The organism is Azospirillum sp. UENF 111221 (assembly GCF_058780625.1).
Genome location: NZ_JBSNCH010000005.1, coordinates 2,097,488 through 2,112,539, shown reverse-complemented (window position 1 = coordinate 2,112,539; position 15,052 = coordinate 2,097,488). Strand labels below are relative to the sequence as shown.

Here is a 15,052-nt window from a genome sequence, read left to right as displayed (position 1 = left end):
GGTTTTCGCGAAGAAAAACACCGGAGCCCAGCGGCGGATTTCGACGATGTCCCAGACGACAAAGGCCACCCAGGAGGTGGCCCGTGCGTCGAACGGGAAGGATGGCGCGCCCGAAGAGATTCGAACTCCTGACCCTCAGATTCGTAGTCTGATGCTCTATCCAGCTGAGCTACGGGCGCTTTATCCATCGTCTGTCCCGGCGTCGGCGGCAGGCCGTCGGCGTCGAGGCGCGCAACATACTCAGAAGCCCCCTGCCCCGCAAGCGCTTTTTTCACGAATTTTCGCCCCGCCAGCAAGCCCCCTGCGGCAGCCCCTGCGACCGCGGGGCCCGGACGGCCGAATCGCCCCGGATTGCCGGGCGGCGGCGGCTGGGTTATACAGTCCACTTGCTGTTTTTGGAGAGTCAGTACCGTGGCCGAAGCCCCCTTCAACAAGCATTTCCCGGTGTCCTGGGAAGAGCTCCACCGCAATGCCAAGGCGCTGGCCTGGCGCCTGATCGACCGCGGCCCGTGGAAGGGCATCATCGCGATCACGCGCGGCGGCATGGTTCCCGCGGCGATCATCGCGCGCGAGCTTGAGATCCGCATGATCGACACCGTCTGCGTCTCCAGCTACGACCACCAGCAACAGCGCAACGCGACGATCCTGAAGGGCGTCGAAGGCGCCAAGGCCGGCGACGGCGAGGGCTGGCTGATCATCGACGACCTGGTGGACACCGGCAAGACGGCGGAGATCGTGCGCAAGATGCTGCCGAAGGCGCATTTCGCCACCGTCTACGCCAAGCCGGCCGGCCGGCCGCTGGTCGACACCTTCATCACCGAAGTCAGCCAGGACACCTGGATCCACTTCCCCTGGGACATCGAGCTGCAATTCTCGCAGCCGATCGCCAAGCAGCGGAACGGCTGACCGGCCCCCTGGACCGGCCCCCGACCGGGGCGCGCCCTTCCCGTCCGGTCCCATCCGGCCGGGGAAGGCGCGCCCGGTTCATTACATAAAAATTTACAGTTTGCGTCCTAAATGACGCGCGGCGGAGCGCCTGCGCCCGCCGACGCCTTCAACATCGCGTGGCGGCCCGCGCATGAGCGACGATTTGACCGGCGACCTCCGCCCGGACGAGCTGCACCCAGACGAACTGCGCCAGGACGAGTTGCGCCAGAAGATCGACGCCCTGGTGACGCGGCTGCCGGCCAGCCTCGTCTACAGCCTGCTGAGCGAGATCGAAGGCATGGACAGCGAGCCGACCGACCGGGTCCAGCTCGTCCGCCAATATGTCATCGAGTATCTGAACCGCCAGCGCACCAACCGCGCCCGCCGCCTGTTCACCAACCTGTTCGAAGCCTTCCTGATCGACGACGACGTGCTGTACCACTCCGGCGTCTCGGTTCCCGGCATGCTGCAACGGGTCGATGTCGGCGCCCTGTGGGAGGCGCTGAGCCGCGACGCCTTCCCCCTGCTGGCGGTCGAGGCACAGGAAACGCTGGACGAGATGGCGCGCGGCGACGTGATCGACCGCATCCTGCGCTCCCCCGTCGCCATGGTGATGAAGGAGCGGATGCGCGTCGCGTCGGTGAAGCATCTCGACGCCGTGCTGGCGAACAAGAAGGCGGTGGACGAGCTGCTGGCCGGCATGTCGCGCAACCGGCCGCGCCGCACCCGCCTGATGTCGGGCTTCCTGGAAAAGACGCCGCACATCGACCTCGCCACGCTGCGGCTGATGCATCTGATCCTGACCAACGCCGAGGGGCCGGTGAAGCCGGTTGCCGACCGGCTGGAGGATTTCCCCGCCAGTTGCAGCGGCGAGACGGAGGCGAACCGGCTGGCCGACCTGCTGCTGGACGCCACCGAATCGCTGCGCGACCGCTGCGGCGACGATCTGGCGGCCATGCTGCCGCTGTCGGTGCTGTCGGTGAAGCGCAACTATCCGGTGGCGGCGCTCTATATCCGGCAGAGCGGCGTCGATCCCGGCCGCGGCGACGCCATGACCGCGGCGCTGACCGGCCATTTCATCGGCGTCACCCGCGCGCTGACCGCGGCGCTGAGCGTCGTCCTGAAGCTGAACGAGCGGGTCCCCGGCTCCGCCATCCGGCCCAGCGCCAAGGAAAAGGCGCGGCTGGAGGCGCTGGTGCAGCGGCTGGACCAGCTGGTCCACGCCGCGACCTCGGCCGGGCTGATGGAGGATCGGCGCAGCGAGCCGGCCTTCCGCAACGCCTGGACCCAGGCGGCGAAGATCATCGGCAGCCGCGTCGCCGCGGTGGCGATGGAACGCTCCGCCCAGGCCGCCGCCGCCCGGCGCCAGCCGGTGATCGACCATGCCGACATCGTCTGGCTCGACCGGCTGCTGTGGCGCTGGCAGGCGATGTCGCGCGACTTCGGCTTCGAGACCTACGATCTGGTGAAGTGGCGCGAAACCCTGCTGGAGGAGCTGCGCGCCAACGTCGAGAAGGCGATGAAGTTCGAGGAAACCGACCCGCTCGACGAGCGGATGGAGCATCTCCTGCGCATCAACGCCATCGCCGGCGTGTTCGGCCAGCGGGTCAGCGCCTGGATTCCCACCTTCAGCCACAACATGACCCGCCTGCTGTCGCACCGTCTGGAGCGCGGCGGCGCGCTTGGCGACGACGAGCAGGCGATCATCGACGACCTCGTCGCCACGGCGCGCACCGAGGTGGGCAAGTCGCGCTATTGGAAGAGCAACGAGCTGATGGACCTGATCGAACTGTCGGAGCGGACGCGGCAGGCGGGGTGAGGGGTCATATCAGCCCGGCTCACATCACTCCCGAAGACCGGTGCCGCGGGTCGAGCCAGTCGCGCAAGCCGTCGCCCAGCATCGTCAGCCCCATGACACTCAGCGCAATCGCGACGCCGGGAAACACCGCCTGCAACGGGGCGGTGAACAGGTGGGTCTGGGCATCGCCCAGCATCTTGCCCCAGCTGGGACTGGGCGGCTGGATGCCGAGGCCGAGATAGCTCAGCGCCGCCTCGTTGACGATGGCGACGGCGAACAGGACGGTGGCCTGGACCACGACGATGCCGGCGATGTTGGGCAGCACATGCACCAGCGTCACCGACAGCGGTCCCCGCCCCAGCGCCAGCGCCGCCCCGACGAAGGGCCGCCGCCACACCGCCAGCGCGGCGCCGCGGGTGACGCGGGCCAGCACCGCGGCGTTGAACAGCGCCAGCGCCACGACGACGTTGACCGCCCCGGCGCCCAGGGCGGCGGTCAGCAGGATCGCCGTCAGCACGGCGGGAAAGGCGAAGACCAGATCGCCCAGCCGCGCCACAACCTCGTCCCCCCAACGTCCCAGCGCGGCGGCCAACAGCCCCAGCGGCACCCCGGCCAGCAGCCCCAGCCCGACCGCGGCGGCGCCGACGGCCAGCGAGTTGCGGGCGCCGACCATGATCATCGACAGCACGTCGCGCCCGAAATGGTCGGTGCCGAGCCAATGGGCGGCGGTGGGCGGCTTCAGCCGGGCGACCACCCGCACCTGCTCCGCCGGGTAGGGCGTCCACAGCAGCGACAGAAGCGCGATGGCGACCAGCAGCAGGGTCAGCCCGGCGCCGAGATGGAGGGAGAGCGGAAGGCGGCGCCTCATGACGCCCCCCCTTTCGGGCGCGGGTCGGCCAGCGCGCAGGCGATGTCGACCAGGGCGTTCACCAGCACGACGAACAGCGCCAGCAGCACGACCACCCCCTGCACCACGATCAGGTCGCGCTGGCCGATGGCCTGATAGAGCAGCCGGCCCAGCCCCGGCAGGGTGAAGACATTCTCCACCACCACGGCACCGGCCACCAGGAAGGAAATCTGCAATCCCAGCACCGTCGCCACCGGGATCAGGGCGTTGGGCAGGGCATGGCGCAGCAGGACGGCCATGCGGCCCACCCCCTTGGCGCGGGCGGTGCGGATATGGTCCTCGCCCAGCGTGTCGAGCACGGCGGTGCGGGTGACGCGGGCGAGGATGGCGGCCTCCGGCACCGCCAGCGCCAATGCCGGCAGCAGCAGGGCGTGCAGCGCCGGGCCGACGCCGCCGCTCCAGCCGGGAAAGCCGCCGGCCGGAAACCAGTGCAGGGTCAGCGAGAACAGCAGGATCAACAGGATGGCGATCCAGAAGCTGGGCATCGACACGCCGAGCTGCGCGAAGCCCAGCACCGCCCAGTCGCTCCCCCTGCCCCGCCGCGCCGCCGCCAGCAGCCCGAGCGGCAGGGCCAGCATTGTGCTGAGGACCAGCGACAGCAGCGACAGCGGCAGGGTGACCGCCAGCCGCTCCGCCACCAGATCGGCCACCGGGCGGGCATAGGTCAGGCTGACGCCGAGGTCGCCGCGCGCCAGCCCGCCGGCCCAGTGCAGGTAGCGGGTAAGGATGGGCTGGTCGAGCCCCATCTGGCTGCGCAGCGCGGCCAGCGTGTCGGGCTGGGCATTGACGCCCAGCATCAGCAGCGCCGGGTCGCCGGGAACCAGTTGCAGCACCGTGAAGACCACGATGCTGGCCAGCCAGACGGTGACGATCAGGCTGGCCAGCCGTCGCAGCAGGAACGCAAGCACGCGGGTCTATCCTTACCTTGGCCTTACTTGCCTTGCGTTATTTCCAGGACACGCCGGTGACGTCGTTGGCCTGGACCGGGCGGTTCACCCACATGCCGGTCAGGCCGGCCTTCTGCACCGTCACCGACGGCAGCATGAAGAGGAAGCCGTTGACCGCATCCTCCGCCAGGACCTTCTGCTGCTCGCCGTAGAGGGCGTTGCGCCGGCCCGGGTCCTGGGTGCGATTCAGCTCGTCGTTCAGGGCGTTGAAACGCTCGCTCTTGTAATTGAAGTAGTAGTCGGGCCGGGCGTAGATGTCGATGTCCAGCGGCTCGGTGTGGGCGATCATGGTCAGGTCGTAATCCTTGCCCTTGAACGTCTTTTCCAGCCAGGCCGCCCACTCCACCGGCTCGATCTTCGCCCGGATGCCGACTTCGGCCAGCATGGCGGCGACCAGCTCGCCGCCGCGGCGCGCATAGGGCGGCGGCGGCAGGCGCAGCGTGGTGTCGAAGCCGTTCGGATAGCCCGCCTCGGCCAGCAGCGCCTTCGCCTTGGCCGGGTCGTAGGGATACATCCCGGTCAAATCGACATAGCCTTCGCGGTGCGGCGGGAAATGGCTGCCGATGGCGACGCCGTTGCCATAGAGCACGCCCTCGATCAGCGTCTGGCGGTCGATGGCATGGGCCATGGCGCGGCGGACGCGGACATCGTCGAAGGGCTTGCGGGCGTTGTTGGTCGACAGCAGCGTCTCGCCCTCCGTCGAGCCGACCATGACCGTGAAGGCCGGGTCGTTGCGGAATTCCGGCAGGGCTTCATAGGTGCTGAACAGGGTGAAGGCGTCGATGTCGCCGGCCTTCAGCGCCGCCACCTGGGCGGCCGGGTCGCTGATGAAGCGGAAGGTGACGCGGTCGATCTTCGGCTTCGCCCCGTCATAGTCGGGGTTGCGCACCAGCACGACGCGGTCGCCGGCGACCCAGCGGTCGAACTTGAAGGGGCCGGTGCCGACGGGCTTCTGCTTGTTGGTCGCCGCCGATTCCGGGGCGACGATGGCGGCGTCGCCGCTCGCCATGTGGAACAGGAACAGGCCGTCGGGGCGCGACAGGGTGACGACCGCCGTCTGCGGGTCCGGCGTCTCCACCTTGGCGATGGGGGCGAAATAGGCCTTCTGCGCGTTGACCGACTCGGCGGCGCGGGCACGGTCGAGCGTGAACTTCACGTCGGCGGAATCGGCGGTCGTGCCGTCGTGGAACTTGGCGTTGGGACGCAGGGTGAAGCGGTAGGTCAGCCCGTCTTCCGACACGCTCCAGCGCTCCGCCAGTCCGGGCACCAGCTTGCCGTCGGCATCGACGCGCAGCAGCGGCTCGAACAGGTTGGCGTAGGTGACCTCCTTGATCGCCCCGGCCGCACCGGCGGTCGGGTCCAGATGCGGCGGCTCCAGCGCCATGCCGACGACGAGGTCGGTGCGCGGCTGGGCCAGCGCCGCCTGCGATGCGGCGGCCAGCGCCATCATGGCGGCGAAAGCGGCAAGGGTGACGCGCTGCTTGGCGGTCGGCATGGTTGGCAAACTCCCCCGTCTCGTCGTTACCGACGTTGTCTTTGCCGCGATGATGCGGTGCGGCGAGGGAGAGCGCAAGGGAAGCCGCCAGCCGTTTTCATTGTCTCTTCCGCTATTCCACCCACCAGCTTTCAATCATCGGGCCATAGAGCGGGGTGATGGCGGGGCGGTGCAGGGTCGCCCAGCGGGCGATGCGGTCGACCGGGCTGTGATAGAGCGGAACCATGTAATGCCCCCACAGCAGAACCCGGTCGAGCGCCCGCACCCGGCCGACCAGGGATTCCCTCGTGGTGGCGGCGGCGATGGAACGGGCCAGCGCATCGACCACCGGGTCGCGGATGCCGGCAAGGTTGCGGCTACCCTCCTGCCCGGCCGCATCGGATCCGTAATAATAGAGCTGCTCGTTGCCCGGCGACAGGCTGGACGCCCACCAGCGCATGGTCATGTCGAACTCGAAACGCTCCAGCCGGGCCTGGAACTGGGCGCTGTCCACCGTACGGACGCGGGCCGCGATCCCCAGCGGCTCCAGCGAGCGGGCGAATTCCAGCGCCACCCGCTCCTCCGACGGATCGGACAGGAGGATTTCGAAAGCGAAAGGATTTCCCGCATCGTCGGTCAGCCGGCCGTCGCGCACCCGCCAGCCGGCCAGCTCCAGCAACCGCAGCGCCTCGCGCCGGTTGGCGCGCAGGCCGCCCGGCCCGTTGCCACTACCTTTGCCGCTGGCGTTGCCGCTACCGTTGCCGGCTTCCGGCAGGGTGACGGGCTTGGTGAAGAGATCGGGCGGCAGGCGGTCGCGGAAGGGCGCCAGCGCCTGCAACTCCTCCCCCTCCGGCAGGCCCCGGGCGGCAAGCTCGGAATTGGGATAGTAGCTGGCGGTGCGGGTCAGCAGGCCGTGGAACAGGCTGCGGCCGATCCAGTCGAAATCCGGCGCCATCCCCAGCGCCCGGCGGACCCGGACATCGGCGAACAGGGGACGGCGGGTGTTGAAGATCAGGCCGCGCGCCGGTTCGGGGCGGTGGTTGGGCAGTTCCTCCCGGACGATGCGGCCGTCACGCAGGGCGGGACCGTCGTAGCCGGTGGCCCATTTGGCCGGATCGCTTTCGTAACGAACGTCTCCCTGCCCGGCCTTGAAGGCTTCCAGCGCCACCGAATCGTCGCGGTAATAGTCGAACTCCAGCCGGTCGGCGTTGAACTGCCCGACCCGCACCGGCCGGTCGCGGCCCCAATAATCGCGCACCCGCTCATAGACGATGCGGCGGCCGGGATCGACCGACGCGACGCGGTAGGGGCCGCTGCCCAGGATCGGCTCCAAGGTCGTGCGGCTGAAATCGCGCCCCGCCCAGAAGGCCTTGGAATGGATCGGCATCAGCCCCATCAGCAAGGGCATCTCGCGGTCGATGGTTCCGTCGGGGTTGGCGGCGAAGGCGAAGCGGACGGTCTGGGGGTCGGGCGCCTCGGCCGCCGTGACCTTGGCGTAGAACAGGCGGCGGTTGGGGGTGCCGTCCCGCCGTTGCGCCTCCAGCGAGAACAGCACGTCGGCGGCGGTCAGCGGCGTGCCGTCCTGCCAGCGCGCCTTCGGGTCGATGTGGAAGGTGACGGCGGAGCGATCGTCCTCCACCTCGACCCGGTCGGCCAGCAGCCCGTAGAGCGAGAAGGGCTCGTCCCACGAGCGCGTCAGCAGCGTCTCGAAGACGTAGCCCATGCCCAGCGCCGGCACGCCCTTGACGATGTGCGGGTGCAGGCTGTCGAAGCTGCCGGTCACCGCCTGCCGGATGGTCCCGCCCTTGGGTGCGGCCGGGTTGACGTAGGGAAGGGCGGTGAAGTCCGCCGGCAAGGCCAGATCGCCATGCATGGCGATGCCGTGACTGGGCTGGCCGGCCAGACCCGGATAGGGCGACAGCAGGGCCAGAAGGGTGAAAAAAAGAAGGATCGGACGGGGCATGACCGGCAGGGTTGCCGCTTTGCCGCACCTGCGCAAGAGCCCGCGCAAGTTCCTTGGACTCAGGGTGCGTTCCGCCTAAACTCCCGCCCCGCGTGGCGCCGGACCGGGCATCGGCGCCAAAACAAGAACGTGCCCTGAATACGCCAGTCGAAGGAACGCGATACATGGATCTGAGCAAGCTCGCCGCGGGCAAGAACGTGCCCTGGGACGTCAACGTCGTCATCGAGATTCCGATCGGCGGCCAGCCGGTGAAGTACGAGGTCGACAAGGACTCGGGCGCAGTGTTCGTCGACCGCTTCCTGCACACCGCGATGTTCTATCCCTGCAACTACGGCTTCATCCCGCACACCCTGTCGGGTGACGGCGACCCGGTCGACGTCTGCGTCGTCGGCCAGCACGGCGTCGTCCCGGGCGCGGTCCTGCGCTCGCGTCCCATCGGCGTCCTGTACATGGAGGACGAGGCCGGCGAGGACGAGAAGCTGCTGGCCGTTCCGGTCGACAAGCTGCACCCGTTCTACACCGACGTGAAGAACTACACCGACCTGCCGGCCATCGTGACCGAGCAGATCGCCCACTTCTTCGAGCACTACAAGGATCTCGAGAAGAACAAGTGGGTGAAGGTCCGCGGCTGGGGCAACGCCGAAGAGGCCGCCAAGAAGATCGAGGAAGGCCTCGCCCGCGCCCTGGAAGCCAACAAGGGCAACCCGGGCCCGGTGGTCTGAGGGTTGATGGTTTGAACCTTGCGGCCTCAGCCTTGTCGGCTTGAGGTCGCAAGGTCGGGTATGCGTCTCCCCGTCTCCGGCATAGCCGCCGGCTGAGCGGGGAGATGCCCCAGCCCTTCGAGGGTCCGGCGCACCGCGAGGTCCAGGGGCGTGTGCGGTTCCCCGCCCAGGAAGGCCAGCAGGCGCCGGTTGTCCAGCCGCACCGGACGTTGCCAGAGATAGCGCATCTCGCCGAGTTCGCGGAACAGCGGCACCGCCACGCCGGCCAGCCGCAGCAGCCACCAGGGCATGCGCCGCACCGGCAGATCCGGCTTGCCAAGGGCATGCGCGATGGCCGCGACCATCCGGCTTCCATCGGCATCCCAATGGCCGTCCATGTGAAACATCGCGTCGTCGCCCAGCTCCGCCTCGCGGTCGAGCAGGCGCATCGCCGTTTCCGCCACGTCGGGCAGATAGGCCCACTGATGGCCGACCCCCGGCCGGCCGGGCTGGTTGATGCGGGTCGGCGGCTTGCCGGGCGTCAGCAGGCCCTGGCTGAACCAGCTGTTGGCGGCCCTGGGTCCGAAGAAGTCGCCGCAGCGTAGGATCAACAGCCGCGCACCCTGTTCCACCGCAAGATGAAGACGGCGCTCCATCTCCACCCGGATGGCGCCCTTGCGGGTCAGCGGGGCCTGCGCCGCGGTTTCCGGGATCAGCGGGAAGACGTCGGGACCGTAATTGTAGACGGTGCCGGGCAGCAGGATGCGGGCATTGTTGGCGACGGCGGCGGCGATGCTGTTGTCGACCATGGGTAGAACCAACCGATCCCAATCCTTGTAGCCGGGCGGGTTCACCGCATGGACGATCAGCGCCGCCCCCTCGGCCGCCGCCCTCACGTCGGCGGCGTTCATCGCGTCACCGACCACCCATTCGATGCCGTCCGGCTGTGGCTGCCCTTGTTTGGCCGGCTTGCGGCGCAACCCGCGCACGGTCCAGCCGCGCGCCGCCAGTGCCCGCGCCAGTTCGCCGCCGATCCCGCCGGTCGCCCCCAAGACCAGAGCGGTCCTGCCTTTACCGGTCATCTGTCCTGCCATCGCTGCCTCCATCGCCTTCCGCTTGGTGATGGAGAAGGATGGACCTGGGGGCGGGCTGAACGGAATTGTCGAACTGCGGCTAACCGCTATACTGAAATCGATGAGCCATCCGCCGCCCAATTGGGACCTTTACCGCAGTTTCCTGGCCGTGATCCGCGAGGGGTCGCTGTCGGCGGCGGCGCGCGCCCTGGGGTTGACACAACCGACGCTGGCCCGCCATGTCGCGGCGCTGGAGGAGGCGGTCGGCGGCCCGCTGTTCGTGCGCTCGCCACGCGGGCTGGACCCCACCGACGCGGCGCTGGCGCTGAAACCGCAGGCGGAGGCGCTGGACGCGGCGGCGGCCAGTCTGTGGCGCACCGCATCGGGCTATGGCGGGAAAGGCAGTGGGACGACGGGTGGCGGGGCGGAGGTGCGCGGCACGGTGCGGGTCACCGCCAGCGAGGTGGTGGGCGCCCGCATCCTGCCGGCGATCCTGGCAGACCTGCGCGACCGCCATCCAGCATTGGAGATCGAACTGGTGCTGTCGAACGCCGTCGACGACCTGTTGCAACGCAACGCCGATGTGGCTGTGCGGATGGTGGAGCCCGACCAGCAGGCATTGCTGGTGAAGCGGATCGGCGTCATCGCGCTCGGCATGTACGCCCACCGCGACTATCTCGACCGCCACGGCAGTCCGCAGTGTCTGGAGGATCTCGGCCGCCACAGCCTGATCGGCTTCGACCGCGAGACTCCCGACATCCGTTCCATGATGCGGCGGACGCCGGGCCTCGTCCTGCCCCGCTTCGCCCTGCGGTCCGACAGCCATCTGGCCCAGCTGTCGGCCATCGAGGCCGGGTTCGGCATCGGCATCTGCCAAGTCCCGCTGGCGCGGCGCAATCCCGAACTGGTCAGGCTGCTGGCCGACGCCTTCGACATGCCGATGGGCATGTGGGTCGCCATGCACGAGGATCTGCGCTCCACCCCCCGCTGCCGCGCCGTCTTCGACGGGCTGGCGGCGGGTCTACGGGATCATGTGTCGACGGATCATGCCGGGTAGCGTCAACCGGCCCAGCCCATCCGGCGTTCGACGCCGTCGGCGGCCTCCTTCAGGATTTCGGCACTGCGGCGGAGCGCCGTCTCCTCCTCCGCCGACAGGTTGGGCAGAACGGTGTCCACCACGCCGCCGGCACCGATGACGCGCGGCAGCGACAGCACGATCTGCGGCACGCCGCAGACGTTGTCGGTCAGCATGGCGCAGGTCGCCACCATCCGTTCGTCGGCGCCGATGGCCGCGACCAGCCGGGCCAGCCCGCCGCCGATGCCGAAGGCGGTGTGGCCCTTGCCGTTGATGATCCGGTAGGCGGCGCGGCGCACGCCCTCGTCGATGGCGGCGCGGTCGTCCGCCGTCAGGCTGCGGCGGAGCTGGGCGGCCGCCTGCTCGACGGGCAGGCCGGCGACGGTGGCGCTCGACCACAGCAGAACCTCCGAGTCGCCATGCTCGCCCACCACATGGGCGTGGACGGAGCGCGGCGTCACCGCCAGCTGTTCGGCCAGCAGGGCGCGGAAGCGCGCGGTGTCCAGCACGGTGCCGGAGCCGATGACCCGGTTGCGCGGCAGGCCGCTGATGCGGGTGGCGATCTGCGTCATCACGTCCACCGGGTTGCTGGCGACCAGCAGCACGGCGTCGGGGGCCGCCTTCAGCACCTCCGGGATGATGGCGCCGAACACCTTGGCGTTGCGTTCCAGCAGCTCCAGCCGGGTTTCGCCCGGCTTCTGGGCGACGCCGGCCGACAGCACGACCACCCCCGCCCCCTCCAGCGCGGCGTAGGAGCCGGCGCGGACGGTGACGGCATGGGTGAAGGGCACGGCATGGGCGATGTCCTGCGCCTGGGCCTGGGCCAGCGCCTCGTTCATGTCGACCAGCACGACCTCGCTGGCCGCTCCGGTGGTCACCATGGCGAAGGCGGCGGTGCTGCCGACGAACCCCGCCCCGACGATTCCGACCTTCATGAACAGGCTCCCTTGCGCAAGTTGGCGTACGGACGATCGACAGCTTGGGGGGTGTCGGCGCCCCTCCGCAAGGCGCAACACGACAACTCCCCCTTGTTTTCACTCCTTTCCCGTTTTCAATAGGCGCGACGAAACGCCCCCTTGCCCAATGGTCATACCAGCCCGTAATGTTGCGCCGCAGCAAATGGCGGGGATGAAAGTCCGGGCCCACGCTGTTCGTCATCAAAACCGTCGGCATCCCGTGGCAGACTGGGGGCCGGCGCCTTATCCCAGCCCCGGATCCGGTCATGACCGTTCGCAACCTCGACAAGCTGTTCAAGCCCGCCTCCATCGCCCTGATCGGCGCCAGCCGCAAGCCCGGCACGGTGGGGGCGGTGGTGGCCCGCAACCTGTTCCAGGCCGGCTTCGACGGGCCGGTGATGCCGGTCAACCCGACAGAGCGCGCGGTGGAAGGGGTGCTGACCTACAAGACGGTGGACAGCCTGCCGATCACCCCGGACCTGGGCGTCATCTGCACCGCCCCGGACACGGTGGCGGCGACCATCGACGCGCTGGGCAAGCGCGGGACCAAGGCCGCCATCGTCATGACCAAGGGCATGTCGGCCGACCAGACCCAGGCGATGCTGGACACCGCCAAACCCTATCTGATGCGGGTGCTGGGCCCGAACAGCCTGGGCGCCATGGTGCCCGGCCGCGGCATGAACTCCAGCTTCGCGCCGGTGGCGCCGCGCAAGGGCGACGTGGCGCTGGTGGCGCAGAGTTCCATGGTGCTGACCTCGGTCGCCGACTGGGCGACCTCGCGCGGGATCGGCTTCTCGCATCTGGTGTCGCTGGGCGACCGCGGCGACGTCGATTTCGGCGACCTGCTGGACTATCTGGCCTCCGACGTCACCGTGCGCGCCATCCTGCTCTATATCGAGAGCATCACCCAGGCCCGCAAATTCATGTCGGCCGCCCGCTCCGCCTCGCGCCAGAAGCCGGTGATCGTCATCAAGGCCGGCCGGTCGGACGAGGCGCAGGAGGCCGCGGCCAGCCACACCGGCGCCCTGGCGGTGTCGGACGCCGTCTATGACGCGGTGTTCCGCCGGGCCGGCGTGCTGCGGGTCAACGATCTGGCCGAGCTGTTCGACGCCGCCGGCACGCTGGGCACCGGGGTGCCGATCACCGGCGACCGGCTGGCGATCCTGACCAACGGCGGCGGCATGGGGGTGATGGCCACCGACAAGCTGATCCAGGCCGGCGGCCGGCTCGCCGCCATGGCGGATGAGACGCAGGAGGCGCTGGCCAAGGCGCTGGGTCCGCAGCCGGGTGGGGGGCAGCCGGGCGGCACCCCCTTCCGCAACCCGCTGCGCATCGGCGCCGACGCCACGCCCAAGCGCTATGCCGAGGCGCTGAACGCGCTGATGCAGGACACCGGCAACGACGCCGTGCTGGTCCTGCACTGCCCGTCCGCCCTGACCGACAGCGAGGCCATCGCCCAGGCGGTGGCGGAGACGGTGCAGGCCAACAAGGCGCGCCGCCATCCGGTGCTGACCAGCTGGATCGGCGACCAGTCGGCGGTGGAGGCGCGCAAGCTGTTCGCCGAGGCCCGCATCCCGACCTACAGCGGCCCGTCCGACGCGGTGCGCGCCTTCATGCATCTGGTGCGCTACCGCCGCAGCCAGCAGCTGCTGATGGAGACCCCGCCGTCGGTGGCGGAGGATTTCCAGCCCGACGAGATCACCGTGAAGAAGGTGATCTCCCGCGCCATGGCCGAGAAGCGCGAGTGGCTGAGCGAGTATGAGGCCAAGCGCGTGCTGGCCGCCTACGGCATCCCGGTGGTCGACACCCGCGTCGCCCAGACGCCGGAGGAGGCAGCCGCCGCCGCCCGCGTCATCGGCGGGCCGATCGCGCTGAAGATCCTGTCGCACGACATCACCCACAAGTCGGACGTCGGCGGCGTCGCTCTCGGCCTGACCAGCCCGGAGGACGTGAAGGCCGAGGCCGAGGCGATGCTGGCCCGCGTCGCCGAGCTGGCGCCGGAGGCGAAGATCGAGGGCTTCACCGTGCAGGAGATGGCGGTCCGCCCCGACGCCTACGAGCTGATCGTCGGCATGACCGAGAACGAGATGTTCGGCCCGGTCCTGCTGTTCGGCGAGGGCGGTATCGGCGTCGAGGTGGTGGAGGATTACGCGCTGGCCCTGCCGCCGCTGAACATGAAGCTGGCGGCCGAACAGATGAGCCGCACCCGCATCCACCGCCAGCTCCAGGGCTACCGCTCACGCGCGGCGGTCGATCTGGACGCGGTGGCGCTGACGCTGAACAAGGTCAGCCAGCTGGTCGTCGATTTCCCCGAGATCGCGGAGATGGACATCAACCCGCTGCTGGCCGACGCCGACGGCGTGACGGCGCTGGACGCCCGCATCAAGGTCGGCGTGCCGGCCCTGGCCGGGGCGGCGAGGCTGGCGATCCGCCCCTATCCCAAGTCGCTGGAAGACCGCATCACCATCAAGGACGGCCGCCAGTTCTTCGTCCGCCCGATCCTGCCGGAGGACGAGCCGCTGGTGCACCATCTGGTGGAGAACCAGACGGCGGAAGACCTGCGCCTGCGCTTCTTCGCCCCGCTGAAACGGCTGTCGCACCAGGCGGCGGCGCGGCTGACCCAGATCGACTACGACCGCGAGATGGGGCTGATCGCCGTCGGTCCCGACCCGCAGACCGGCGACACCATCATGTATGGCGTGGTGCGCATCACCGCCGACCCCGACAACCGCCGCGCCGAATATGCGGTGATGGTGCGGTCCGACATGAAGGGCCAGGGTCTGGGCTACATCATGATGAACAAGATCCTCGATTACGCCCGCTCGCGCGGCATCAAGGAGGTCTATGGCGAGGTTCTGCGCGAGAACACCAACATGCTGAACATGTGCCGCGCGCTGGGGTTCGTCCGCAAGGAGAACCTGGACGAGCCCGGCGTGGTGGAGGTCCGCATCGAACTGGGCGGCGGGCTGGCGGCGTAGAGGTTTCTATACCGCCGGTTGACTACAGGCACGGATGGGGCAATATCAGGCTTGGCGGGCAGGGGCTGCTATCCCCTGCCCGCCGGCCCGATCCTTACCGGTAGAGGTCAAGCAGCCGCTTGACGATCTCCAGCAGGAGGATCAGGAGCTTGAGGATATGCAACATCCTCTTCACTCCTCGTAAGCGGCGGGGATGGCGGCCGGTCCGCCATCCCGTCCGCGCCGCCACTGTGGCGCACGCATAGGTATTGCG

Annotated in this window: 11 protein-coding genes and 1 tRNA gene; 5 read left to right on the top strand and 7 right to left on the bottom strand. The window is 69.2% G+C overall.

Annotated features, from left to right (window positions below):
• Positions 1 to 102: 102 nt before the first annotated feature.
• Positions 103 to 179 (bottom strand) — tRNA-Arg (locus ACWPN3_RS24705).
• A 232-nt stretch (positions 180 to 411) separates the two neighbouring features.
• On the opposite strand from ACWPN3_RS24705, the gene gpt reads away from it, so the two are divergent.
• Entirely contained in the window at positions 412 to 906 is a 495-nt protein-coding gene (gpt, locus tag ACWPN3_RS24700; RefSeq protein WP_012975236.1) for a xanthine phosphoribosyltransferase, read from the top strand.
• 172 nt (positions 907 to 1,078) lie between these two features.
• On the top strand, positions 1,079 to 2,746 hold the full coding sequence (locus ACWPN3_RS24695; protein WP_109095878.1) for a hypothetical protein: 1,668 nt from the start codon (positions 1,079 to 1,081) through the stop codon (positions 2,744 to 2,746).
• 19 nt (positions 2,747 to 2,765) lie between these two features.
• On the opposite strand, the gene ACWPN3_RS24690 is transcribed toward ACWPN3_RS24695, so the two are convergent.
• The 4 genes from ACWPN3_RS24690 to ACWPN3_RS24675 form a co-directional block, all read right to left on the bottom strand.
• On the bottom strand, positions 2,766 to 3,593 hold the full coding sequence (locus tag ACWPN3_RS24690) for an ABC transporter permease (RefSeq protein WP_492239855.1): 828 nt from the start codon (positions 3,591 to 3,593) through the stop codon (positions 2,766 to 2,768).
• The gene (locus tag ACWPN3_RS24685; protein WP_492239854.1) at positions 3,590 to 4,540 is read right to left on the bottom strand and encodes an ABC transporter permease; all 951 of its coding nucleotides are present in this window, start codon (positions 4,538 to 4,540) and stop codon (positions 3,590 to 3,592) included. The genes ACWPN3_RS24690 and ACWPN3_RS24685 overlap by 4 nt, the downstream gene beginning before the upstream one ends.
• Before the next feature lie 37 nt (positions 4,541 to 4,577).
• Complete coding sequence (locus ACWPN3_RS24680) at positions 4,578 to 6,074, bottom strand: ABC transporter substrate-binding protein (protein WP_492239853.1); 1,497 nt, start codon at positions 6,072 to 6,074, stop codon at positions 4,578 to 4,580.
• 112 nt (positions 6,075 to 6,186) lie between these two features.
• Positions 6,187 to 8,016, bottom strand: coding sequence for an extracellular solute-binding protein (locus ACWPN3_RS24675; protein ID WP_492239852.1), 1,830 nt, complete (start codon positions 8,014 to 8,016; stop codon positions 6,187 to 6,189).
• Positions 8,017 to 8,180: 164 nt separating this feature from the next.
• On the opposite strand from ACWPN3_RS24675, the gene ppa reads away from it, so the two are divergent.
• The gene (gene ppa, locus ACWPN3_RS24670) at positions 8,181 to 8,738 is read left to right on the top strand and encodes an inorganic diphosphatase (protein WP_012975242.1); all 558 of its coding nucleotides are present in this window, start codon (positions 8,181 to 8,183) and stop codon (positions 8,736 to 8,738) included.
• A gap of 26 nt (positions 8,739 to 8,764) precedes the next feature.
• Here ppa and ACWPN3_RS24665 read toward each other — a convergent pair whose 3' ends face one another.
• Complete coding sequence (locus ACWPN3_RS24665; protein WP_492261793.1) at positions 8,765 to 9,799, bottom strand: NAD(P)H-binding protein; 1,035 nt, start codon at positions 9,797 to 9,799, stop codon at positions 8,765 to 8,767.
• Between the two features lie 112 nt (positions 9,800 to 9,911).
• Here ACWPN3_RS24665 and ACWPN3_RS24660 point away from each other — a divergent pair, with 112 nt between their 5' ends.
• Positions 9,912 to 10,847, top strand: a complete 936-nt coding sequence (locus ACWPN3_RS24660) for a LysR family transcriptional regulator (RefSeq protein WP_492239850.1) — start codon at positions 9,912 to 9,914, stop codon at positions 10,845 to 10,847.
• Positions 10,848 to 10,849: 2 nt separating this feature from the next.
• Here the strand turns inward: ACWPN3_RS24660 and ACWPN3_RS24655 are convergent, their stop codons facing one another.
• On the bottom strand, positions 10,850 to 11,800 hold the full coding sequence (locus tag ACWPN3_RS24655; RefSeq protein ID WP_492239849.1) for an L-lactate dehydrogenase: 951 nt from the start codon (positions 11,798 to 11,800) through the stop codon (positions 10,850 to 10,852).
• Between the two features lie 287 nt (positions 11,801 to 12,087).
• On the opposite strand from ACWPN3_RS24655, the gene ACWPN3_RS24650 reads away from it, so the two are divergent.
• Positions 12,088 to 14,799 (top strand): bifunctional acetate--CoA ligase family protein/GNAT family N-acetyltransferase, encoded by a 2,712-nt coding sequence (locus tag ACWPN3_RS24650; RefSeq protein WP_492239848.1) that lies wholly within the window; start codon positions 12,088 to 12,090, stop codon positions 14,797 to 14,799.
• Positions 14,800 to 15,052: the final 253 nt, after the last annotated feature.